This is a genomic window from Asanoa siamensis (assembly GCF_016862555.1).
In the GTDB taxonomy this organism is placed as follows: domain Bacteria; phylum Actinomycetota; class Actinomycetes; order Mycobacteriales; family Micromonosporaceae; genus Asanoa; species Asanoa siamensis.
Genome location: NZ_BONE01000044.1, coordinates 37,715 through 60,113 on the forward strand (window position 1 = coordinate 37,715; position 22,399 = coordinate 60,113).

A 22,399-nucleotide genomic window follows, 5' to 3' on the forward strand; every position below is an offset into this window, starting at 1 on the left:
CCCGACCGCTTCGGACGAAGGGGCCCATTTCCGTCCTGGGTGGGCCCCTTCGTTCTGCGGTGTTACACATGGCGGAGCGAGAGGAGTCCACCGTGTTCCTGCGTCGAATGAAGTCGGACCTGCCCGCCCCGGGCGCGGCGCTGCCGGGCCGCCCGCTGCGCATGCCGGTGGCCGACCGGCACGTGGTGCTGGGCACGCCGATGACCGGGCCGTGGCCGTCGGGCGCGCGGGTAGCCGTCTTTGGCATGGGCTGTTTCTGGGGCGCGGAACGGCTGTTCTGGACGCTGCCGGGGGTGATCTCGACGGCGGCCGGCTACGCGGGTGGCCAGACTCGTAATCCCACGTACGAGGAGGTCTGCTCGGGAGGCACGGGCCACGCGGAGGTGGTCCAGGTGGTCTACGACCCGGCGCGGATCGACTACGAGGACCTGCTCAAGGTCTTCTGGGAGAACCACGACCCGACGCAAGGGATGCGCCAGGGCAACGACGTGGGCACGCAGTACCGCTCGACGATCTATGTGACGACGGACGAGCAGCGGGTGGCGGCGGAGTCCTCGCGCGAGTCGTTCGCCCCGATCGTCCGTGCGACGGGCCGCGGCGAGATCACGACAGAGGTCGCGAAGCTGAGCGATTTCTACTACGCGGAGGACTACCACCAGCAGTACCTCTCGGACGCGAAGAATCCTTACGGCTACTGCAACCACGGCCCGAACGGCATGACCTGCCCGGTCGGCGTGGCCAAGAATGCGCGCCAGGCGCGTTGAGCGCGAAAACTACGAGCGTGTCGACGGGCCGGCCCGCAGGATTGTCCGATGAACCGTACTGATGCGTTGGCTCGCCTGCATGACGCGGCGGCGATGTGGAGTGCCGGCTTCGACGGCCCGGAACCCGTCGTCCTCGCCGCCTGCGATGTCCTGGTGAGCGGCGACGACGGGCGGGCACTCTCGATGCTGGCCGCGTTGCCTCTCCGTACGCTCGATGATCGCGACGTCGAAGATCTGCTCGAGCAAGCGTTGGCTGAAGTCGGCCTGCCCTGCTTCGTGCCGCACAGCCGGGAGGCCGAGCAGGCGCGGCGCATCACGAACTACGAGGTCAAAGCAGCTTCGAAGAACCCGAAGGGCGTGCCCGGCTCAGTCCCACCAGAAGCGCCAGAGGGGGCGGTGCATGATGGTCGCGGCGTAGTGCAGGAAATCTGAGGGCTGGTCGGAGCGTTCTTCCGGCGGTTCGACCTCGGGGCAGAAGGCGAAGTGCTCCACCGCGACGCGCGCCGCGTGGTCGAGGGTGGTCGGGGGTGCGGCCACGCTCACCCAGAGGGTGCCCGAACCGACACCGAGCACGCGGGCGCCGAAGCGGTCCTCCCAGGTGCGGAGCACCGCCGAGAGCGCTCCGGGTGAATACGGCTCGTAGTCGGTCGCCGTCCAACCCGCGAGGCCGATCGCGTCGGCGCTGCGCGTGGCCGGGACCAGGGCGATTCCCGCCGGTTCCCGCGCCACCCGTTCTTCGGCGATCTGGTCGGCCAGCACGTCCGGGTCGACCCGCGTCCTGCCGGGCGACGCCGGGCCGGGCCAGGCGGCGGTTCCCAGGACGCGGCGGTCGACCTTGGTCAGGCGTACGCCGCTGCTCGCCCACCATCCCGCCATCAGTGCCATGGGATCGAGCCGCGCCAGCGATGACTCGTCCTCCGCGTACCAGCCGAACCCGCCGGCTCCACGGAACACCAGCAACGGCCACAGCCCGGAGCGATGATGCTCGGCCCGCAGGTGGCTCCAGAGCCCGGCGGAGACCGGCCCGTCGGTGAGCCAACAGACCGGCGGGTGCGGCAGGCCGTCGTACATGGTCGCCGGCTTGGCCGCGTATGTCGGCCATTCCCGGCTCGCCCAGCGCTCCTCCGCGACCGGGCGCCGAGGCATCGCCGCGACCACGACGTGCCCCGGGGGCAGCGTGACGGCAGGCCGCCAGCCTCGAGCCCGCTCGGGCAACAACGAAGCCAGGTCCGCGCCCACGGACCGCAGCCTACGCATGTCAATCTTCCGCGCAGTTCGGCGCGCACGCGCCAACGGGTCTGGGCGAGGGCTGTCACACTCCGCGGCGGAGGTGTGACGGATGTCGAATAAGGCTGGCGTTCTCCGCCCCTTCGTCCGTACGATTGTCCGTACAGCGACGGAGGGACGACAGATGGCGACTGCAGCGTCAGCGCGGTTCGAGTTCCGGCTACGTCCCGAGGTCAAGAGCCGGATCGAGCGCGCCGCCGAGTTGGTCAACGAGACCACGTCAGACTTCGCGCGGACTGCGACCGAGGAACGGGCCGAGCGTGTGCTCCACGAGCACGAGTCGGCGACGGTCGTGCCCGCCGACTTCTTCGACGAGTTGCTGCGCGCGCTCGACGCGCCCGCCCGACCCAACCCCGCGCTGCAGGCCGCCGCCCGGCGGGCGCGCTCCGCTGTGGAGGGACGCTGACGTGCCCTTCGCGGGAGAACCGCTGCATGACCGACACGATCGCGATCGCTTCGAGAGCGGCAAGCCCGAGCTGGACGGCTGGCTTCGCGCGCACGCCCTGACCGTCGAGGCCCGCCGCACGGGGCGCACCTTCGTCTGGCACGACAACGGCCGCGTGGTGGGCTACTACACCCTCGCGGCCCACCTGATCGTGCGCGAAGGCCTGCCGCGCTCGATCGGGCGCGGCAACCCGACGCAGATCCCCGCGGTGCTGCTCGCCCGGCTGGCGCTCGACAAGTCGCTCCAGGGGCAGGGCCTGGGCGGCGCGCTGCTGGCCGACTCGCTCGCCCGGGTCGTGGCCGCCACCAGGACGGTCGCCGCCCGCTACGTCGTCGTCGACGCGATCGATCGCGCCGCCCAGTCGTTCTACGCCCACCACGGCTTCCGCGAGATCCCGTCCTCGCTTCGGCTGGTCCAGAAGATCACCGACATCGCCGCCGCGATCGGCGACTAGTCAGGATCGCCAGGTGAATTCGGGTTCGTAGCCCAGGACCCGTCGGGCTTTTTCGATCGACAGGAACGTGCCGTGGTCGCCCACGTCGTGGGTCAGCGGGATGTTCGGGAAGACCTCCGCCGCCAGGTCGGCGGACTTCTGCGGCATCACCGTGTCCGCGTTGGCGATGATGAAGATGTCCATGCCCGTCGCGTCCAGTTCCAGGGACAGCCGCACCGCCTGGGCGCCGTCGCGGGCGTCGATGTAGGACCAGGCGTTCCAGCTTCGTAGGCGCGGGTCCGCCGCGTACGACGGGAACGCCGCGTAGTCCGCCGGCTCCATCACGTTCGAGAAGCGCAGCCCGATTATCTTCATCGCCGGATTCAAGCGGCAGAACTGTTCCGCCATCTTCTCTTCCAGATGCTTCGCCAGCGCGTACGACGACTGCGGGCGCGCCGGATACTCCTCGTCCACCGGCAGGTACGGCGGCGGGCACTCGAGGAACGGCAGGCCCAGCAGTGTCTCGCTGCTCGCCCACACCACGTTCGTGATCCCCGCGGCCCGGGCCGCCGCGAAGACGTGGTGGGTCGCCGTGATGTTGTGCGTGAACGTCGCCGCGTTTCCGGTCAGGCCGGGAGCCGGGATGGCGGCCAGGTGGACCACCGCGTCGACCGACGAGTAGCGGTCCTCGATCCCCGACAGCGCCTCGACGACCTGCCCATAGTCACCCAGGTCGATGCGGGTGAAACCCGCCACCGGGTCCGGCGACGGCACCCGGTCGACATTGTGAACCTCGTACCCGTGTGAAAGCAGATCTCGCACGACGGCGCGGCCCAGCTTGCCGCTGCCGCCCGTGACGACGACGCGTGTTGTCATTCCGCAGAAACTACAGCGCCGAAAAGCCGGCGCACCATGGCGGGAAAACGGCAAAGCGGGCACCTCGCCCAGCGCACCGGAAGCAAAGGCGACTAGCCTCCATCAGATGACCTACGGTTTCGACACGCTCGCCATCCACGCCGGCCAGGATCCGGAGGCGCGCACCGGGTCGGTCGTCCCGCCGATCTTCCAGACCAGCACGTACGCCCAGGACGGGGTCGGCCAACCGCGGGAAGGCTACGAGTACAGCCGCTCCGGCAACCCCACCCGGGATGCCCTGCAGGAGTGCCTGCGCGCGCTGGAAGGCGGCCGTCGCGGCCTCGCGTTCGCGAGTGGGCTCGCCGCCGAGGACACGCTGCTGCGCACCGTCTGCCAGCCCGGCGACCACGTGGTCATCCCCGACGACGCGTACGGCGGCACGTTCCGGCTCTTCGCCAAGGTGGCGGAGCGCTGGGGGCTGACCTGGACGGCGGCGAGCATCCACCACCTCGACACGATGCGCGCGGCGATCCGGCCGGGGCAGACCAAGGTCATCTGGGTCGAGACACCGTCGAACCCGCTGCTCGGCGTCAACGACATCGCCGCGACCGCCGCGCTGGCGCGGGACGCACAAGCACTGCTGGTCGTCGACAACACGTTCGCCTCGCCCTACCTGCAGCAGCCGCTCAGCCTCGGCGCCGACGTGGTGGTCCACTCGACGACCAAATACCTCGGCGGCCACTCCGACGTCGTCGGCGGCGCGCTGATCGTCAACGACGACGAGCTCGGTGAGCGGCTCGCGTACCACCAGAACGCGATGGGTTCCGTCAACGGGCCGTTCGACGCCTGGCTGACCATGCGGGGCATCCGGACCCTGGGCGTACGGATGGACCGGCACTGCGACAACGCCGAGCGCGTGGTCGACTACCTACGCCACCACCAGGCGGTGTCCGAAGTGCTCTACCCGGGCCTGCCCACCCACCCGGGGCACGAGACCGCCGCGAAGCAGATGAAGCGGTTCGGCGGCATGGTCTCGTTCCGCGCCGCGGGCGGCGAGGACGCGGCGGTACGCATCTGCGAGCGCACGAAGCTGTTCATCCTGGCCGAGTCGCTCGGTGGGGTGGAATCGCTGATCGAGCACCCGGGCCGGATGACCCACGCCAGCGCCGCCGGTTCGCCGCTCGAGGTGCCCGGCGATCTGGTCCGCCTGTCTGTCGGCATCGAGACGGCCGACGATCTCCTGGCGGACCTGGAGCGCGCGCTCGGCTGACCTATTGAGACACTGGCGCGGTCAATGCGGCCCGATGGGGAGGGTGGCCCGTGCCAGAGAGTTGGGTTGGCGCCACCGCGCGCCAGATCGCCCGCGCCGTGCGGCGTGGTGACACCACCGCGACCCGGGTGGTCGCCGACCATCTCGACCACATCGCCGTCGCCGACCCGGTCGTGTCCGCGTTCCGGACCGTCCGGGCCGGCGCGGCGATCGTCGAGGCCGAGGAGGTCGACGTCCTCGAGGACCTGTCGAGCCTCCCGCTGGCCGGCGTGCCGGTCGCGATCAAGGAGAACACGGCGATCGCCGGCGTGCCGATCTGGAACGGTTCCGCCGCCGCGCGTACGCCGGTGGCGGCCGAGGACCACGAGGTGGTCCGCCGGCTGCGTGGCGCCGGCGCGGTCGCGGTCGGCATCACCCGGATGCCGGAGCTCGCGCTGTTCGGCATGACCGACGACGAGACCGCCGTGACCCGCAACCCGTGGCGCACCGACCGCACGCCCGGTGGCTCGTCGGGCGGCGCCGCGGCCGCGGTCGCCAGCGGCATGGTGCCGGTCGCGCACGGCACCGACGGGCTCGGCTCGGTGCGCATCCCGGCCGCCTGCTGCGGCCTGATCGGGCTCAAGCCGGGCCGTGACGTCGTGCCCCGCGAGTTGGGTGCCGACGGGTGGTTCGGGCTGAGCGAGCACGGCGTGTTCGCGACCGCCGTGGCCGACGCGGCCCTGGTCTTCGCGGTGCTCGCCGGCCGCAACCCCGAGAAGCTGGTCGAGCCGGCCCGGCTGCGGTTCGCGGTGTCGACCCGCTCGCCGGTGGCCGGGGTCCGCGTCGACGGACCCAACCGCGACGCCGTCACCACCGCGTCGAAGCTGCTGGTCGACGCCGGGCACGACGTCGCCACCGTCGACCCGGCCTATCCGATGTCGCTCGGGCTCAAGGGCATGGCGCACTGGTTCGCCGCGGCCTCCAGCGACGCCGACTTCGACGCGCTCGACCGCGGCGCGCTGCAGCCCCGCAGCCGGCGGCACGCGGCGCTCGGCGACTGGGTCACCAGGCGCGGCTACGTCAAGGCGGCCGACCGTGAGGCGTGGCGGCAGCGGTCCATCGACTTCTTCACCGACCACCACGTCGACGTGCTGGTCACCCCCGCGCTGGCCGCGGCACCCCCGCCGGCCGACCGGTGGTCGACCCGGTCGTGGCGGGCCAACCTGCTGACGAGCCTGCGGTACGCCCCCTTCGCGGCGCCCTGGAACCTCGCCGGTCTGCCCGCCCTGGTCGTGCCGGTCGGCATGCGTCCCGAGGGCCTGCCGCTGGGCGTGCAGCTGGTCGGCCCGCCCGGCAGCGAGATGTCGCTGCTCGCGATCGCGGGGCAGTTCGAGGTGGCGGCGCCGTGGCCGCGCTACGCCCGCTCCTGGCCGCGCGTCGCCGACCCGGCCGGGACGGCCTGATCGGCGTCGATATCCACCCGTCCGGTTGATCTCGATTCCCCGTGCGCACCGCAGAATCATCCGGTCCAAGATCACGGGGAGTGGGCATGAAGAACGAGTTCGTCTACGAAGGACACAGGACCTATCGCGTACGGGCCGTCGGCGTCATCGCCATCGTCCTGGTCTGGCTGGCGGCGCTGGCGTACCTGGTCAACCCGGTGCTGGCCTGGACGGTGTCGGACGGCCTCTGGGTCGGCGACCTCGACCGGGCGGTCCGTGCCGAGGAGCAGATCCCGGCGGCCAGCCTCGCGGTCAACGCGGTGCAACTCCTCGCGCTGGCGGCGACGATCGTCTGGCTGTGGCGGGCGCGCAAGAACGTCGACGCGTTCCCCTACACCGAGGTGACCCTCGGCCCCGGCTGGGCGATCGGCGGCTGGTTCGTGCCGGGCGCCAACCTCTACCTTCCCGGCCGGATGGTGCACAACGTGACCCGGGAGAGCGTCACCGCGCCATGGGCGCGCCGCGTCGCCGTCTTCTGGTGGCTCACGCTGGTCGGCTCGACCGCACTGGACCGGATCGCGTTCGTGGTCACGCTCAACCCCTTCATCGATGAGAGGATCGAGAAGTCCGACGCCTACCTGCTGGCCACCCGGATCGAGGGAGCGGCCGCCGTCCTGGGGCTGCTCGCGGCCGCCGCGTTCGTCCCGGTGGTGCTGCGCGTCTGCGCGGCGCAGGAGGCCCGCATCCGGGCCGGGCAGGGCGGGGTGACGGGTGTAACAGCGGCACCCGACGCGCCGGACGCCGCCGGGAGTGCGACGATCGGGGCATGACGGACCTTGTCGGGCTGGCCGACGTCGAGGCGGCCCGCGAGCTGCTGGCCGGAGTCGTACGCACCACGCCGCTGGAACCATCCCGGCCGCTGAGCGCCCGGCTCGGCGGCCCGGCCTGGCTCAAGTGCGAGAACCTGCAGCGTGCCGGCTCGTACAAGGTTCGCGGCGCGTACGTGCGGATCGCCCGGCTGACCGACGCGGAGCGCGCCCGCGGCGTGGTCGCGGCCAGCGCCGGCAACCACGCCCAGGGCGTCGCCCTCGCCGCCGAGATGCTCGGTGCGAGCGCCACCGTCTTCATGCCCGAGGGCGCGCCGCTGCCTAAGGTGGCGGCCACCAAGGGCTACGGCGCGGCGATCGAGCTGGTCGGCGCGACCGTCGACGAGTCGCTGGTCGCGGCGCAGGAGTTCGCCGACCGGACGGGCGCGATCTTCATCCACCCGTTCGACCACCCCGACGTGATCGCCGGGCAGGGCACCGTTGCGTTGGAGATCCTCGAGCAGCTCCCGCAGGTCCGCACGATCGTCACCGGGGTCGGCGGCGGTGGGCTCGTCTCCGGTCTGGCGGTGGCGGCCAAGGCGCTCAACCCGCACGTACGCGTGGTCGGGGTGCAGGCCGCCAACGCCGCGGCGTTCCCGCCCTCGCTGATCGCGGGCTCGCCGACCCGGCTGGCCAGCTACTCGACGATCGCCGACGGCATCGCGGTCGGCTGCCCCGGCGACCTCACCTTCGCGCACGTCGAGAAGCTGGTCGACGAGGTCGTCACGGTGACCGAGGAGGACATCTCCCGGGCGCTGCTGATGCTGCTCGAACGCGGCAAGCTGGTCGTCGAGCCGGCCGGCGCGGTCGGCGTCGCCGCCCTGCTGGCCGGCGTGGTCGAGGCCGAGCCGCCGACCGTCGCCGTGCTCTCGGGCGGCAACATCGACCCGCTGCTGCTGATGCGGGTGATCGAGCACGGGCTGGCGGCGGCCGGCCGCTACCTGAGGTTCACGGTGCGCTGTGCCGACCGGCCTGGCCAGCTCGCCAACCTGCTCCGGCAGATCGCCGACCAGCACGCCAACGTCGTCGACGTCGTGCACCAGCGGCAGAACCCGCACCTGCGGCTCGGCGAGGTCGAGGTCGCGCTCTCGGTCGAGACGCGCGGCTCGGAACACTCCGACCAGGTGGTGGGTGCCCTGCGCGCGTGCGGCTACATCGTCTCGTTCGCCTGAGCCTGCGGCGAGGTCAGCCCTCGAACGGCGCGAAGGTGACGACGGTGACCTTGATGTCGGCGCCGCTGGGGGCCGTGTAGGTCACGGTGTCGCCGTTGTGCGCGCCGAGGATGGCCTTGCCGAGCGCCGACTCGGGGCTGTAGACGGTCAGGTCGGTCGTCGCCGCGATCTCCCGCGAGCCGAGCAGGAACGTCTCGGTGTCGGCGGCGTCGTCGTCGAAGTGGATCGTCACGACGGTGCCGGGCGCGACGGCGTCGGCCGTGGGGGCGTCGCCGACCTGCGCGGTGCGCAGCAGTTCCTTGAGGTAGCTGATGCGGTGCTCCTGCTTGCCCTGCTCCTCGCGGGCGGCGTGGTAGCCCCCGTTCTCGCGCAGGTCGCCCTCCTCGCGGCGGGCGTTGATCTCGGCGGCGATCACGGGGCGGGCCGCGATCAGCTCGTCGAGCTCCGCCTGGAGCCGGTCATGCGCGTCCTGGGACAACCATGTGACGGGAGCCCCGCGGTCGGTCGTGGACACAGACGATCTCCTTGGGTGGCGGGTGACAGGTACGAACTTCCAACTTACCAGCGATAGACCATCAGTTGTCGCGCCCGAAACACCCGTTATCCCGCCGGCCGGCAGCGCAGCACTTCGCCGATGAACGGCTTGGCGGTCGTGACCAGGCGATGCGTGACCGCGGTGGCCCCGTCACCGGGCTGGTCGCTGACCGGCAGCTCCTGGGTGCCGACCGTCGCCCCGTCCTTGGCCCGCGCCCGCAGCACGCAGGTCGCCTGTCCACCATCTGGGATCGTGACCCGGAACCTGAGAGTCAGCCCGTCGTCGGCGATATCGGTGAAGTTGACTACCTGGGCGTCGTACGCCGGGTCGCCGTAGTTTTTGTAGAGCCGGACCGACACGAGGGCCCCGACGATCAGGGTGACCACGGCCAGTCCGGCGACCAGCCAGGGCCGGCGCCGGCGCGCGTCGCGCCGGTGGCCGTAGCGGCCGGGCGGGAACACCGGCGTGGCCGGTGTTGTTGATGTCGGCGTCTCGGTCAACGGGGGCACCTCTGCGGTTGGTCCCGACGGAATTCCTGTCGGTGCGATCGGCCAGAATGGCAGGGTTCCATCCTCGCAGCCGAGGATGACCAGGCCCGAGGCAGGGACGAGGGGGAGCACTCCGTGGCAGAGCAGTTGCGTCTGATGGCCGTGCACGCACATCCCGACGACGAGTCGAGCAAGGGCGCCGCGTCGGCCGCGCGCTACGTCGCGGAGGGTGTCGACGTCCTGGTCGTCACCTGCACCGGCGGCGAGCGCGGCAGCGTGCTCAACCCCAAGCTCGACCGCCCCGACGTCTGGGAGAACATCGCCGAGATCCGCCGCGCCGAGATGGACGAGGCCCGCGCGATCCTCGGCATCCGGCAGGCCTGGCTGGGCTTCGTCGACTCGGGCCTGCCCGAGGGCGACCCGCTGCCGCCGCTGCCCGAGGGCTGCTTCGCGCTTGAGCCGCTCGAGGTGGCCACGGCGCCGCTGGTGCGCCTGATGCGCGAGTTCCGCCCGCACGTCGTCACGACCTATGACGAGAACGGCGGCTACCCGCACCCCGACCACATCATGTGCCACAAGGTCAGCGTCGCGGCCTTCGACGCCGCCGGCGACCCGGAGCGCTACCCCGACCAGGGCGAGCCTTGGCAGCCGCTGAAGCTCTACTACAACATGGGCTGGAGCCGGGGCCGGCTGCTCGCGACCCACGAGGCGATGCTGGCGGCGGGCCTCGAGTCGCCCTACACCGACTGGATCAAGGAGTGGGACAAGCGCGAGGACAAGGGCGACCGGGTCACCACCCGGGTCGAGTGCGGCGAATACTTCGAGACCCGCGACGACGCCCTGCGCGCCCACGCCACGCAGGTCGACCCCGACGGCGCCTGGTTCCGGGTGCCGCTGGAGCTGCAGCGCAAGGTCTGGCCGACCGAAGACTTCGAGTTGGTCAAGTCGCTCGTCGACAGCCCGGTGCCCGAGTCCGACCTGTTCGCGGGCATTCGGGAGGCGGTGCACGCCCGCTGAGCGGGCGGGCGTAGCGTGAAGGGCCGTCCCCGCCCCCTCGGTGACGAGCCCCCGGTGAGAAGGAGTGTGCCGCCATGCTGACGGTCGTCGACGTGCTCGCGGTCAACAACTTCGGCGACACCCGGGAGGGCGGCCTGGCCGGCCCGATGGGGCTGCTGCTGATCATTCTGCTGGGCACCGCGACCGTTCTGTTGATCCGCAACATGAACGGTCGGCTCAAGCGGTTGCCGGAGCGTTTCCCCGCGCAGGACGACAGTGTCGCGGATCCGACCGCGACGAAATCTGTCGCGGCGAAACCCATTGACCCGAATGACCGTTCCTGACCAGCTCTGGATTCGTTCCAGACTGGGCAATCTGGTGCTGACCAGGCACGACGGCATCCATTGACCACCAAACCAGACGTCTGCCCCCTGTTGCGCCCACTCCGTTTGGCTTAGCCTTCCGCCGTGGGGACCCGTGCGGGTTTCCGTGGCGTGCGCGGGAAGGGGGCCGCCGATGGGCATCACCGGCCGCTCCTGGCGCGACCGGTCGCATGACGATCATCGTCAGCGTGCCGTGCGCGGTCCCGTGGGCGGGAGTCGGCGATGAGCGCTCTGCGGGCCGGCCTGGGTCGGGTCGCCCGCGGCGCCGGGGACGTGCCGGCGCGGGCGCACGCCTTCACCGGCTTCCTCATCGTCGGCGCGGTCGTCGTCACCATCGTCGGGCTCCTCTGGCCGGCGACGATCCCGACCGATGACCCGCTGCCGCCCGCCGCCCGGTTCGGCATCGCCTGCGGCGTGATGGCCCTGGCCCAGCTCGCCAGCCTCCGACTACGCATCGGCTCCGGGCGACTATCCGTCACCTGGGGCGAGGCCGCGCTGATCATCGGCCTCTACGTCGCACCATCCGGCTGGCTGGCCGCCGCCACGTTCGCCGGCGCCTTCGCCGCCTGGCTCCTCCTCGCGGTCTTCGCGAAGCTCCGCACCCCGATCGAGGTCGTGCACATCGCGGCCAGCCAGACCGTCGCGGTCGCGGCCGCGGTCACCGTCGCCTGCCGCCTCTCGGACCCGATCGGCGCACCGCTCACCCCGCCGCTGGCCGGCGCCCTGGTCCTGGGCGCGCTCACCTACCTGCTCGTCGGCGCGCTGCTCGCGGTGGTCTTCCTCCGCCTCGTCCACGGCGTCCCGGTGTTCGCGACGCTGCTCCGCGCGCTGCGCGACAAGATGCTGATGGTCGTCGGCAACGTCCTGGTCGGCCTCGCGGTGGTCGCGATGGTCGACAGCGACCCCCGCTGGCTGCTGCTGCTCCCGCCGGTGCTCTGGCTGCTCCACCAGACCTACGGGCAGCGCCTGCGGGCCGCCGACGAGCGGCGCGCCTGGGAGGAGTTCGCCGGCGCCACCAGCGCGCTCAAGAAGCTCGACGAGGACGAGGTGGCCACGGCCGGTGTCGCGGGCGCGCTGCGCCTGCTGGTCGCCGAGCGGGTCGACCTCGACGTGATCCGGATGGACGGCGGCTGGCGGCGCTACCACGGCGACGCCGACGGCGGTGGGGGAGCCGCCGACCTCGACGAACGGCCCGCCACCGAAGGCGACGAGTCCACCCTCGTCCGCGAGCTGACTGTCCGCGGCCAGCTCGTCGGCCAGATCCGGGTCGCGTTGCCGCGCCCCACGCTGCCGTCGGCCCGCGACGAGTTCGCGCTCCGCTCGTTCGGCGACACCCTGGCGGTGGCCCTGCACGACGCGGTCACCCACCGCGCCTGGGCGCTGCTGCGCGAACGCTCCTCGTACGACGCCGTGCACGACCGGACGACCGGGCTGCTCGACCGGACCGCCGTGGTCGCCCAGGGTGACGCCGCCCTGCGCCGGCTGGGCCGCGACCATCCGATCGCCCTGCTCGTCGTCGACATCAAGCAGTTCCGCACCGTCAACGACACGCTCGGCCACGCGGCCGGCGACGAGTTGCTGGCCGCGACCGCCGCGCGGATGAACACGCTGACCGGCCCCGGCGAGCTGCTCGGCCGGCTCGGCGGCGACCAGTTCGCGCTGCTGCTCGCCGGGCCCGAGCGGATGACCACGTCGCGGGCGCTGGACCGGGCCGCGGAGATGGTCGAGGCCGTGGCGACGCCGACCGAGGTGCAGAGCATCCAGCTCGCGGTCGAGGCCTCCGCGGGCGTGGTCGTGGCCGCCGCCGGCAGTGCCAACGTGGCCGAGCTGCTGCGCAGGGCCGACATCGCGCTGCGCTACGCCAAGCAGGACGGCGGCGCCAACACCGCCTGCTACGACCCGAGCCGCGACGAGAGCAGCACCGACCAGCTCACCCTGCTGGCCGAGCTGCGCGAGGCCCTGGAGGCCGAGGACCAGCTCGTGCTGGCGCTGCAGCCCGCCGTCGACCTGACCACCGGCGCCCCCACCGGCGTCGAGGCCCTGATCCGCTGGCGCCACCCGCGCCGCGGCGTCCTCAAGCCCGGCGACTTCGTCCGGGCCGCCGAGGAGAGCGACCTGCTGGGCGCCTTCACCCTCTACGTGATCGACCGCGCGCTGCGGGTCGCGGCCGACGTGGCCGCGCACGGCATGGACGTGCCGATCGCGGTCAACCTGTCGGCGCACAACCTGCTCGACCAGCACCTGCCCAACGCCGTCGCCGAGTTGCTCCGCCAGCACGGCGTCGGGCCCGAACGGCTCGTCCTGGAGATCACCGAGACCGTGGTGATGAGCGACCAGGAGATCATCGACGAGGTGCTCGCGGGCCTGCGGAACCTGGGCGTGCGGATCGCGCTCGACGACTTCGGCACCGGCTACTCGTCGCTGGCCTTCCTGGCCCGGGTGCCGGTCGACGAGGTCAAGGTCGACCGCTCGTTCGTCATGCGGATGGCCGAGTCGCCCCAGGCCGCCGCGATCGTCCGCTTCACCATCGGGCTCGGCCAGGAACTCGGGCTACGGGTCGTGGCCGAGGGCGTCGAGACGGCCGCCCAGCGCGCCGCGTTGGAAAACCTCGGGTGCGCGGCGGCGCAGGGCTACCACTTCTTCAAGCCGATGCCGGCCGACAAGATCGTGGCGGTGTTGAGCCAGCTCACCGACTCGGCGCGGGCCAAGGTCTTCCCGCTGCGGGCCGACGGATCGGCCTAGTTCCTAGGGCTGGATCAGCGTCGTGACCGCTGAGACGACCAAGGCGCGGCGGGTGGCGCGGTCCTGCGGGGCCGTCACGTGCATCTCGGGCGACAGCACCGACCACATGTTGGCGATGGTCAGCACGAGGGCCAGGATCTCCGCCGCCGTGTAGCGGGTCGTGATCAGGCCGGCGGCCTGGGCCCGCGCGATCGTGTCGACCTTGGCCTGGTTGGCGTCGAGCACCGCCTGGATCGGCGGCTGGTCGGCGGCACGCTCCAGGCGGTGCCAGGTGGCCAGGCGCAGCGCGTCGGGATGGGCCTCGGACGCGTCGAAGAGGCGACCGGCGTATTCCGGGAGATCGGCGGCGTCGATCGGGGCCTCGGCCAGCGCCTGGCTCACGATCATCTCGAAGACCGCCGTGAACAGGCCGTCCTTGTTGCCGAAGTGAAAGTAGATGAGCGCCTTGTTGGCACCGGCCGCGGCCGCGATGCGGTCGACGCGCGCTCCGGCGATGCCGTGGGCGGCGAACTCGCGATAGGCGGCCTCCACCAGGCGGCGGCGGGTTTCCTGGGCGTCTCCGGTCGGCGGCATGTCGCTGAGATTACTTGACTAACCGGTTAGTTGACAATCGGGCCTCCGCAGGTTGACTATCTAGTTAGTCAACGACCGAGCGAGGAGGGGTACGACCATGAAGATCGCCATCGTCACGGGGAGCACCGGCGGGATCGGGTACGTGACGGCCGCCGAGCTGGCCCGGCTGGGGCGGCACGTCGTCATCGCCGGCCGGCGGCCGGAAGCGCTGCGAGCCGCCGCCGCCCGGATCCGCGCCGCGTACCCCTACAGCACCGTCTCCACCGGCGAGCTGGACCTCGCCGACCTGACGTCCGTGCGCGCGTTCGCCGGCCGGATCCTGGTCGACCACCCCCGCGTCGACCTGCTGGTCAACAACGCCGGCGTGATGGCCGTGCCGGAGCGGCGGCTGACCGCCGACGGCTTCGAGCTCACCTTCGGCACCAACCACCTCGGGCACTTCGCGCTCACGGGCCTGCTGCTGCCGGCCCTGCTCGCCGCCGACGCGCCGCGGGTGGTGACCGTGAGCGCCGTGATCGCCCGCCGGGGCCGGCTGGACTTCGAGAACCTCGACCTGCGCACCGGCTATCGCCCGATGCGCGCCTACAGCGCGGCCAAGCTGGCCAACGTGGCGTTCGCACTCGAACTCGCCGCGCGCGCCGACGGGCTGCGCAGCATCGCCGTGCATCCCGGGACCGCGCCCACGGGCATCCAGCGGCACGTCTCGGGCCCGCTCCGGTTCCTCGCCGACCGGGTCGTCGCCCTGTTGGGGCAGAGCGTCGAGGACGCTGCCCGGCCGAGCCTGTTCGCCGCGACCGACCCCACGGCTTCCAGCGGCGCCTACTACGCGCCGCGCGGCTTCGGCGAGGGCCGCGGCCTCCCCGCGCCGGCCAGGATCCCGGCCGCCGCGCAGGACCCGTCGACGCGTACGCGTCTCTGGACGGCCTCGGAGCGGTTGACCGGCGTCTCGTACGACCTCGCCGCGCGGGCGGGCTAGGCGGCCGCCTCGCGGCAGGCCTTGGTGATGTTGAGGTCGGCCAGGTCGAGCATCCACCGCCGCTGCGGGAAGTCGGTCGTGGCGATCCGCAGCGGGCCCTCGACCAGCGCGAGCACCTGGGCGTAGCGGTAGAACGCCAGCCGCGCCGGGTCACACGCGACAGGTCCGAGGGCCGGGTACGCGGCACCGAAGCGGAGCTGGAGGAACGCGTGCTCCCACTCCACGTCGAAATAGGACACGCCCTCGATGTCGATCAGGACCGGCTCGCCGTCGGCCGTGACGAGCACGTGGTCCGGGCCCAACTCGGCGTGGATCAACGCGAACTCGTGGCGGGGCCGGACAGCGCCGTGCAGCCGGCGCGCGTGCGCCGCGATCGGCTCGCGCGCCGCGGCCATCCGGTCGTCGCGGGCGGCCGCGGCGTCGAGGTGGACGAGCGCACGGTCGAGGATCACGTCCTGCGCGGGCCGCTGGGCCGCGGTGTGGTCGATCTCCTCGAGCTTTCCGTAGCGCGGACCGAACGTCGTGTGCATCCGGCGCACCGCGTCGCCGAGAGCGGCCAGCGGCGCCGCAGCGGCCGCCGGATCACGCTCCAACAGGGTCTCCAGCGTCGTGCCGCCCGCGTCCTCGAGCAGCGCGACCGCACCGTCCGTCGTGATCAGTCGCGGCACCCGCACGCCCGCCGCGGTGAGCGCGGCATGGCTCGCCGCGAACAGTGCCGGGCCGGACGCGTTGACGAACGGGTCGCCCGGCACCACCGGCGGCGCCGGCCAGTAGTCCTCGTCGTCCGTCCACCGGTAGAGCACCGCCGAGGTCCCGTCGTCCAGCCGCAGCCGGTAGACGCCCTTCCTGCTGCCCCCGGCCAGCCGCCGCACGTCGAGCAGCCGACGTGCGGTGCCGAACTGCTCGGCCACCAGGTCGCGAAGCTCGTCGCCCCGCAGGAACTCCCGCGCCATCCCGCCTCCAAGGTCGGCGGGCAATGCTGCCGAGCGACGCCGCGCGACGCAAACGAGTTACGGGGCGTCCGCTGTGACAGGCTAGGAACCGTGAACAGGCTCGCCAGCGCCACCTCGCCCTACCTCCTGCAGCACGCCGACAACCCGGTCGACTGGTGGCCGTGGGGAGCGGAGGCGTTCGCCGAGGCTGCCCGGCGCGACGTGCCCGTGCTGATCTCCGTCGGTTACGCCGCCTGCCACTGGTGTCAGTGAACTCGTCAAACCAGTAGTGGATCTGCTGGGGCTGGCGCCAGCGAGGTCGCAGATGATCGCGTACGACGACACGGTCGACGAGGAGATCGATCGCTGGGTTGCGGTTCGCTCGAACAGGCACCGGAACTCGGGGACGAGGCCATGGCGGCCCCTCCAGGTCCTCCTCCTCCGCGAGTCCGCGTCGCGAGAGTATCCGGTGACCGAAGTGGCACAGCCGCGGTGTCGCATGCCTTCGCAGCCGTCGTAGCGGCGCGCGTTGCTGGCGGACCACCCAGGTGCGCGAGTGCCACCCGAACTGGCGGCAGCTAGGGGCGGGCCGGCTAGAGGGTCGACGCCCGACGGTGGCGGGGCGTTGTTGGATTAGCTGATGTTGACGGTCGGACAGCGTTTCGGCTGGCCCGAGCCGTGAGTATCTCGGCGATGTCGAGGCCGCCCAGACGGCTCACGCGATGCTCGATACCGCCCTCTACCTACCGAAATCCTGGGTGGCGACTTTGCGCGGTCGGCGAACGCGACCCGTTCGCGCTGGAGGTCCATCCTGCGATCGACGCAAACGCGTTGCTGCAGCGTGCGTCGAGTCGCCCTTCGGCCACGGCCAGTATGCGCGGTCGTCCGCTTCCCGCCCGACGCAGTTTCTGGCCGCGGCTGCGGAGACATCGCGGGAGCGATGACAGCCGCCGGCGCCTGGCCGGCGGTCCGTCATCATCGGCATTAGGCGTTCGCTACAGGGCTTGGACGCATGCTTGAGCGATCTGCACGTCCTGTTCAGCGGTACCGCCAGAGACGCCGACCGCGCCGACGATACTGCCGTCCACGGCGGTGAGAGGCAGGCCGCCGCCGAAGGAAACCAAGCCGTCGTTGCTCCACTCGATGCCGTAGACGGGACCACCCGGCTGCGACATCTCACCGAGCACGGAGCTGGGCATACAAAACAGGACTGAGGTTTTCGCCTTTTTCAGGGCAAGGTCGATCGAGCCGAGCCAAGCCTGGTCCATACGCGAGAAATACACCAGATGGCCGCCGCCATCGACAATGGCGATGTTCATCGCGGTGCCGTTCTCAGCCGCTGCCTTTCGACCTGCGGCGGCGATACGGTCAGCAGCTTCAAGAGTCAGCGCGGACATGGAGTACCTCCGGAGAAGTGGTGCGATCAGTTCCCGACAAGCGTCAGCCCAGCTCGTCGCAGCAGCCAGAGGCGTGTGGTGACCGGCCACCGTGTTCCTGGGGAGCAGCACCCCAGGAACAGGCGAGACACGGATGTGACACTGGGCGGCGTGAGCGAGCTCGGACACTTTTTGAAAGCCAAGCGAGCGGCCATCAGGCCGGAAGACGTCGGTCTGCCGGCGATCGGCAACCCACGACGGGTGGTAGGCCTTCGCCGCGAGGAGGTCGCCTACCTCGCTGCCGTTAGCGCCGACCACTACACCCGCCTCGAACAAGGCCGGGTAACCACAGCCTCCAATAACATCCTCGACGGACTTGCTCGCGCCCTCAAGCTGACTGACGACGAACACGCGTACCTGAGGTTACTTACCCAGCCCGACAGCCGACGTCGCCCTGCTTCCCGATCAGCCCAAGTCGCCGCACCCGTCCAAGACTTGCTCGACGCACTCGGCCCCACGCCCGCGCTCCTGTTGGGGCGCCGCACCGACCTCCTCGCCTGGAACACCGCCGCCACCGCATTGTTCCTCGACTTTGCGGTCCTGCCGCGACAACACCGCAACCTCGTCCGCCTGGTTTTCCTCGAGCCCCGAGTCCGTGACCTCTATGCCGATTGGAAGCGGGTCGCCGCCGAAGCCGTTGCCCGCCTGCGCATGGACGCCGTCCACACCCCCAACGACCCGCAACTGGCCCAACTCGTCGGCGAACTCTGCCTCCAAGACGATGACTTCCGACGGTGGTGGGCGGGCCATGACGTTCGCATCACCAGCGCCGGCCGCAAACGCCTGCACCATCCCCTGATCGGAACCGTCGACCTCGACTGGCAGGCCCTGCGACTGTGCGCAACAGCTGATCAAACGCTCGTCACTTACACCGCGCCCACGGGCAGCGCCAGCCACGACGCACTATCCATCCTCAGCTGCTGGTCGAGCGACACGCACGCGGTCAACGACCGGAACCAAGCGCCACCCCCTTTTGCCGCCGCTCCGGAAGGAAGGTTTCAGGGCCAGCGTAGAGACGGATCCCGGTGGGCGGGTCCACGTGATGGCGCGTGAGTGGGTAGCGTCCAAATCGTATGGCCATGGGGCGGCTTCCGAATCCGGATATTCGCTCCTCCCGATGTGAGACGCTGGCCGATGTGAACCGATTGGGCTCTGCGACCTCGCCGTATCTGCTCCAGCATGCCGAGAACCCGGTGGACTGGTGGCCGTGGTGCTCTGAGGCGTTCGAGGAGGCGAGGCGGCGAGATGTCCCGATTTTGGTCTCGGTCGGGTATTCGAGCTGCCACTGGTGTCACGTGATGGCGCACGAGTCGTTCGAAGATGCCGGTGTGGCGAAGCTGATGAACGAGGGCTTCGTCAGCGTCAAGGTCGACCGCGAGGAGCGGCCCGACGTCGACGCCGTCTACATGACCGCGACCCAGGCCATGACCGGGCAGGGTGGCTGGCCGATGACGGTGTTCGCGGCGCCCGACGGCACGCCGTTCTTCTGCGGCACCTACTTTCCCAAGGCCAACTTCACCAACCTGTTGCGGTCGGTCACCGACGCCTGGCGCGACCAGCGCGAGGCGGTCATGCGGCAGGGCGCCGCGGTCGTCGAGGCCATCGGCGGGGCACAGGCGCTCGGTGGCGCCAGCTCGCCGCTCACCGCCGACCTGCTCGACGCCGCCGCGGCGAAGCTGGCCACCGACTACGACAGCGAGAGCGGCGGGTTCGGGGGCGCGCCCAAGTTCCCGCCACAGATGAACCTGCTGTTCCTGCTCCGCCACTACCAGCGCACCGGCAACGCGCAGGCGCTCGAAATCGTGCGGCACACCTGCGAGGCGATGGCCCGCGGCGGGATCTACGACCAGCTCGCCGGCGGTTTCGCGCGCTACAGCGTCGACGCGCGCTGGATCGTGCCGCATTTCGAGAAGATGTTGTACGACAACGGCCTGCTCGTGCGCGTCTACACGCACCTGTGGCGGCTGACCGGTGACCCGCTGGCGCGGCGGATCGCCGACGAGACGGCCCGGTTCATCATCCGCGACCTGGGTACGCCCGAGGGCGGCTTCGCGTCGTCGCTGGACGCCGACACCGACGGGGTGGAGGGCCTGACCTACGCCTGGACGCCCGGGCAGCTCACCGAGGCCCTGGGGCCCGAGGACGGCCCGTACGCCGCCGACGTCTTCGAGGTGACCGCGGCCGGCACGTTCGAGAAGGGCACCAGCGTGCTGCGGCTGGCCCGGGACATGGACGACGCCAACCCGCCCGTGGTCGACCGCTGGAGCGACGTGCGGGCCCGGCTGCTGGCCGCGCGCGACCAGCGTCCCCAGCCGGCCCGGGACGACAAGGTGGTCGCCGCCTGGAACGGCCTGGCGATCACCGGGCTGGTCGACCACTACTTCGCCACCGGCGGCGCCGAGTCGCTGGAGGCGGCTGTCCGGGCGGCCACCCTGCTGGCCGACCGGCACGTGGTCGACGGCCGGCTGCGCCGGGTGTCCCGCGACGGTGTGGTCGGCGACCCGCCGGGCGTGCTCGAGGACTACGGGGCGGTCGCGGAGGCGTTCTGCGCCGTGCACCAGGCGACGCTGGACGGGCGCTGGCTCGACCTGGCCGGCACGCTGCTCGACGCCGCGCTGGCCCACTTCCCGACCGGCAACGGGGGCTACTACGACACCGCCGACGACGCGGAGCGGCTGATCACCCGGCCGGCGGACCCGACCGACAACGCGACGCCGTCCGGGCTGTCGACGCTGGCGGCGGCGCTGACGACCTACACGGCGCTGCGCGGGGAGCCGCGCTACCGCGAGGCGGCGGAGGCGGCGCTCGGCACGGTCGCGCCGATCGTGGGGCAGCATCCGCGGTTCAGCGGCTACGCGGCGGCCACGGGGGAGGCGCTGCTGTCCGGGCCGTACGAGGTCGTCATCGCCACGACGGCCGACCCGACCGGTGACCCGCTGGTCGCGACCGCGTACGAGCTGGCCCCGCCCGGCGCCGTCGTGCTCGTCGGCCCACCGGACGCGCCGGGCGTACCCCTGTTGGCGGATCGCCCGCTGCTCGACGGCGCGCCCACCGCGTACGTCTGCCGCGGTTTCGTCTGTGACCGCCCGACCACGGCGGTGGCGGATCTCACCGCGCAGCTCGCCCGCCGGTGACCCGGCTATAGGGTTTGTGGCGCTATGGACTCCAGGACCGGACTGCCTGTCGTCGGCATGGTGGGGGCGGGCCAGCTCGCCCGGATGACCCACCAGGCCGCCATCGCCCTCGGCCAGTCGTTGCGCGTGCTCGCCGCTCATCCCGACGACGGCGCGGCCCTGGTCGCCGCCGACGTGCAGATCGGCGCGCACACCGACCTGGCCGCGCTGCGCACCTTCGCCAAGGCCTGCGACGTCGTCACGTTCGACCACGAGCACGTGCCGGAGGCGCACATCCGCGCCCTGGCCGCCGACGGCGTGAAGATCTTCCCGTCCGCCGACGCCTTGGTGTACGCGCAGGACAAGCGCCGGATGCGCGAGCGGCTGTCGGAGCTGGGCGCACCGGTGCCGCGCTGGACGCCGATCGCGTCGCCGGCCGACCTGACGGCGTTCGGCGCGCGGACCGGCTGGCCGCTCGTGCTCAAGGCGGCCCGGGGCGGCTACGACGGGCGCGGTGTCTGGGTCGTCGACTCGCTCGACGCGGCCGCCGAGGTGCTGGCCAGCGGCACCGAGCTGATCGCCGAGGAGCTGGTCACGCTGCGCCGCGAGCTGGCGGTGCAGGTGGCGCGGTCGCCGTTCGGTCAGGTGGCGGCGTACCCGGTCGTCGAGACCGTGCAGCGCGACGGCATCAACGTCGAGGTGCTGGCCCCGGCGCCGCTGCTGCCCGAGGATCTGGCGGTCGAGGCGCAGAAGCTGGCCATCGACCTGGCGACCGCGCTCGACGTGGTCGGCCTGCTCGCGGTCGAGCTGTTCGAGACGCCGGCCGGGCTCGTGGTCAACGAGTTGGCGATGCGCCCGCACAACTCCGGGCACTGGACGATCGAGGGCGCCCGGACGTCGCAGTTCGAGCAGCACCTGCGCGCCGTGCTCGACTACCCGCTGGGCGACACCGCGCTGGCCGCGCCGGTCGTGGTGTCGGCCAACGTGCTCGGCGGGCCGCCCGGCGGCATGTCGATCGACGAGCGGATGCACCACCTGTTCGCCGAGGACCCGGGCGCCCGGGTGCACCTCTACGGCAAGCAGACCCGGCCCGGCCGCAAGATCGGCCACGTGACGGTGCTGGGCGACGACCTCGAAACACTGCGCGCCCGCGCCGCCCGCGCGGCCTGGTGGCTCCGCGAAGGGACACACGAGTGACCGACGTCGGCCTGATCATGGGCAGCGACTCCGACTGGGCGACGATGCGCGCCGCGGCGGAGGCACTCGACGAGTTCGGCGTCGCCTACGAGGTCGGCGTCGTCTCGGCGCACCGGACCCCGGACAAGATGATCGCGTACGCCCGGACGGCCGCCGACCGCGGCCTGAAGGTGATCATCGCCGGTGCCGGCGGCGCCGCGCACCTGCCGGGCATGGTCGCCTCGGCCACCCCGCTGCCGGTGATCGGCGTGCCCGTGCCGTTGAAATACCTCGACGGCATGGACTCCCTGCTGTCCATCGTGCAGATGCCGGCCGGCGTGCCGGTGGCCACCGTCTCGATCGGCGGTGCCCGCAACGCGGGGCTGCTCGCGGTCCGCGTGCTCGCCGCCGCCGACCCGGCGTTGCGGCAGCGGATGATCGACTTCCAGGCGGGCCTGGAAGTGCTGGTGGCCGAGAAGGAAGCCGCGCTCAAGGCATCGCTGCGGCCGGCCTGACGCGCCGCGCCGTCGGCCTGA

General features: G+C 71.6%; 23 protein-coding genes and 1 pseudogene. 17 read left to right on the forward strand and 7 right to left on the reverse strand.

Annotation, left to right across the window (positions count from 1 at the left end; all coding sequences use genetic code 11):
• Positions 1-92: 92 nt before the first annotated feature.
• Both msrA and Asi02nite_RS25165 read left to right on the forward strand, forming a co-directional pair.
• Entirely contained in the window at positions 93-764 is a 672-nt protein-coding gene (gene msrA, locus Asi02nite_RS25160; protein WP_203716411.1) for a peptide-methionine (S)-S-oxide reductase MsrA, read from the forward strand.
• 48 nt (positions 765-812) lie between these two features.
• Positions 813-1,196 carry a hypothetical protein gene (locus tag Asi02nite_RS25165; protein WP_203716380.1) on the forward strand — a complete coding sequence of 128 codons (384 nt, stop codon included), beginning with the start codon at positions 813-815 and terminating at the stop codon, positions 1,194-1,196.
• Here the strand turns inward: Asi02nite_RS25165 and Asi02nite_RS25170 are convergent.
• On the reverse strand, positions 1,131-2,003 hold the full coding sequence (locus tag Asi02nite_RS25170; RefSeq protein WP_203716381.1) for a DUF4253 domain-containing protein: 873 nt from the start codon (positions 2,001-2,003) through the stop codon (positions 1,131-1,133). The two genes, Asi02nite_RS25165 and Asi02nite_RS25170, sit on opposite strands and share 66 nt — an antisense overlap.
• A 172-nt stretch (positions 2,004-2,175) precedes the next feature.
• On the opposite strand from Asi02nite_RS25170, the gene Asi02nite_RS25175 reads away from it, so the two are divergent.
• A complete protein-coding gene (locus Asi02nite_RS25175) occupies positions 2,176-2,457 on the forward strand; it encodes a type II toxin-antitoxin system TacA family antitoxin (RefSeq protein ID WP_203716382.1) in 282 nt (93 codons plus the stop codon).
• A gap of 1 nt (position 2,458) precedes the next feature.
• Positions 2,459-2,950, forward strand: a complete 492-nt coding sequence (locus tag Asi02nite_RS25180) for a GNAT family N-acetyltransferase (protein ID WP_203716383.1) — start codon at positions 2,459-2,461, stop codon at positions 2,948-2,950.
• Here the strand turns inward: Asi02nite_RS25180 and Asi02nite_RS25185 are convergent, their stop codons facing one another.
• Positions 2,951-3,805: an NAD-dependent epimerase/dehydratase family protein gene (locus Asi02nite_RS25185; RefSeq protein ID WP_203716384.1), complete on the reverse strand. Its 855-nt coding sequence runs from the start codon at positions 3,803-3,805 to the stop codon at positions 2,951-2,953. It lies immediately after the preceding gene.
• Positions 3,806-3,911: 106 nt separating this feature from the next.
• Between Asi02nite_RS25185 and Asi02nite_RS25190 the strand changes: the two genes are divergently transcribed.
• The 4 genes from Asi02nite_RS25190 (at position 3,912) to ilvA (ending at position 8,513) form a co-directional block, all read left to right on the forward strand.
• Positions 3,912-5,054, forward strand: a complete 1,143-nt coding sequence (locus tag Asi02nite_RS25190) for a cystathionine gamma-synthase (RefSeq protein WP_203716385.1) — start codon at positions 3,912-3,914, stop codon at positions 5,052-5,054.
• 50 nt (positions 5,055-5,104) lie between these two features.
• On the forward strand, positions 5,105-6,496 hold the full coding sequence (locus Asi02nite_RS25195; RefSeq protein ID WP_203716386.1) for an amidase: 1,392 nt from the start codon (positions 5,105-5,107) through the stop codon (positions 6,494-6,496).
• 86 nt (positions 6,497-6,582) lie between these two features.
• Positions 6,583-7,305 (forward strand): DUF4328 domain-containing protein, encoded by a 723-nt coding sequence (locus Asi02nite_RS25200; RefSeq protein WP_203716387.1) that lies wholly within the window; start codon positions 6,583-6,585, stop codon positions 7,303-7,305.
• Positions 7,302-8,513 (forward strand): threonine ammonia-lyase, encoded by a 1,212-nt coding sequence (ilvA, locus tag Asi02nite_RS25205; protein WP_203716388.1) that lies wholly within the window; start codon positions 7,302-7,304, stop codon positions 8,511-8,513. The genes Asi02nite_RS25200 and ilvA overlap by 4 nt, the downstream gene beginning before the upstream one ends.
• Before the next feature lie 13 nt (positions 8,514-8,526).
• On the opposite strand, the gene greA is transcribed toward ilvA, so the two are convergent.
• Positions 8,527-9,027 carry a transcription elongation factor GreA gene (gene greA / locus Asi02nite_RS25210; RefSeq protein WP_203716389.1) on the reverse strand — a complete coding sequence of 167 codons (501 nt, stop codon included), beginning with the start codon at positions 9,025-9,027 and terminating at the stop codon, positions 8,527-8,529.
• Between the two features lie 86 nt (positions 9,028-9,113).
• Positions 9,114-9,548: a DUF4307 domain-containing protein gene (locus Asi02nite_RS25215; RefSeq protein ID WP_239127056.1), complete on the reverse strand. Its 435-nt coding sequence runs from the start codon at positions 9,546-9,548 to the stop codon at positions 9,114-9,116.
• 123 nt (positions 9,549-9,671) lie between these two features.
• On the opposite strand from Asi02nite_RS25215, the gene mca reads away from it, so the two are divergent.
• The 3 genes from mca (at position 9,672) to Asi02nite_RS25230 (ending at position 13,657) form a co-directional block, all read left to right on the forward strand.
• Entirely contained in the window at positions 9,672-10,553 is an 882-nt protein-coding gene (gene mca / locus Asi02nite_RS25220) for a mycothiol conjugate amidase Mca (protein ID WP_203716391.1), read from the forward strand.
• Positions 10,554-10,627: 74 nt separating this feature from the next.
• A complete protein-coding gene (locus Asi02nite_RS25225; RefSeq protein ID WP_203716392.1) occupies positions 10,628-10,876 on the forward strand; it encodes a hypothetical protein in 249 nt (82 codons plus the stop codon).
• A 261-nt stretch (positions 10,877-11,137) separates the two neighbouring features.
• Positions 11,138-13,657 carry a putative bifunctional diguanylate cyclase/phosphodiesterase gene (locus Asi02nite_RS25230; protein WP_203716393.1) on the forward strand — a complete coding sequence of 840 codons (2,520 nt, stop codon included), beginning with the start codon at positions 11,138-11,140 and terminating at the stop codon, positions 13,655-13,657.
• A gap of 3 nt (positions 13,658-13,660) precedes the next feature.
• On the opposite strand, the gene Asi02nite_RS25235 is transcribed toward Asi02nite_RS25230, so the two are convergent.
• On the reverse strand, positions 13,661-14,230 hold the full coding sequence (locus Asi02nite_RS25235; RefSeq protein WP_203716394.1) for a TetR family transcriptional regulator: 570 nt from the start codon (positions 14,228-14,230) through the stop codon (positions 13,661-13,663).
• A 97-nt stretch (positions 14,231-14,327) separates the two neighbouring features.
• Between Asi02nite_RS25235 and Asi02nite_RS25240 the strand changes: the two genes are divergently transcribed.
• The gene (locus Asi02nite_RS25240; protein WP_203716395.1) at positions 14,328-15,206 is read left to right on the forward strand and encodes an oxidoreductase; all 879 of its coding nucleotides are present in this window, start codon (positions 14,328-14,330) and stop codon (positions 15,204-15,206) included.
• On the opposite strand, the gene Asi02nite_RS25245 is transcribed toward Asi02nite_RS25240, so the two are convergent.
• A complete protein-coding gene (locus Asi02nite_RS25245) occupies positions 15,203-16,159 on the reverse strand; it encodes a phosphotransferase (RefSeq protein ID WP_203716396.1) in 957 nt (318 codons plus the stop codon). The genes Asi02nite_RS25240 and Asi02nite_RS25245 overlap by 4 nt on opposite strands.
• A 90-nt stretch (positions 16,160-16,249) precedes the next feature.
• Between Asi02nite_RS25245 and Asi02nite_RS25250 the strand changes: the two are divergent.
• Positions 16,250-16,405, forward strand: a pseudogene (locus Asi02nite_RS25250) (DUF255 domain-containing protein); the annotation flags it as partial.
• Positions 16,406-17,133: 728 nt separating this feature from the next.
• Here the strand turns inward: Asi02nite_RS25250 and Asi02nite_RS25255 are convergent.
• A complete protein-coding gene (locus Asi02nite_RS25255) occupies positions 17,134-17,535 on the reverse strand; it encodes a GlcG/HbpS family heme-binding protein (protein WP_203716397.1) in 402 nt (133 codons plus the stop codon).
• Between the two features lie 150 nt (positions 17,536-17,685).
• Between Asi02nite_RS25255 and Asi02nite_RS25260 the strand changes: the two genes are divergently transcribed.
• From Asi02nite_RS25260 to purE, 4 genes are all read left to right on the forward strand, one after another.
• On the forward strand, positions 17,686-18,627 hold the full coding sequence (locus tag Asi02nite_RS25260; protein WP_203716398.1) for a helix-turn-helix domain-containing protein: 942 nt from the start codon (positions 17,686-17,688) through the stop codon (positions 18,625-18,627).
• A gap of 83 nt (positions 18,628-18,710) precedes the next feature.
• A complete protein-coding gene (locus tag Asi02nite_RS25265; protein WP_203716399.1) occupies positions 18,711-20,708 on the forward strand; it encodes a thioredoxin domain-containing protein in 1,998 nt (665 codons plus the stop codon).
• Between the two features lie 24 nt (positions 20,709-20,732).
• Complete coding sequence (locus Asi02nite_RS25270) at positions 20,733-21,884, forward strand: 5-(carboxyamino)imidazole ribonucleotide synthase (protein WP_203716400.1); 1,152 nt, start codon at positions 20,733-20,735, stop codon at positions 21,882-21,884.
• Positions 21,881-22,378 (forward strand): 5-(carboxyamino)imidazole ribonucleotide mutase, encoded by a 498-nt coding sequence (gene purE, locus Asi02nite_RS25275; RefSeq protein WP_203716401.1) that lies wholly within the window; start codon positions 21,881-21,883, stop codon positions 22,376-22,378. Before Asi02nite_RS25270 ends, purE begins: the two co-directional genes overlap by 4 nt.
• The last annotated feature ends 21 nt before the right edge of the window (positions 22,379-22,399 follow it).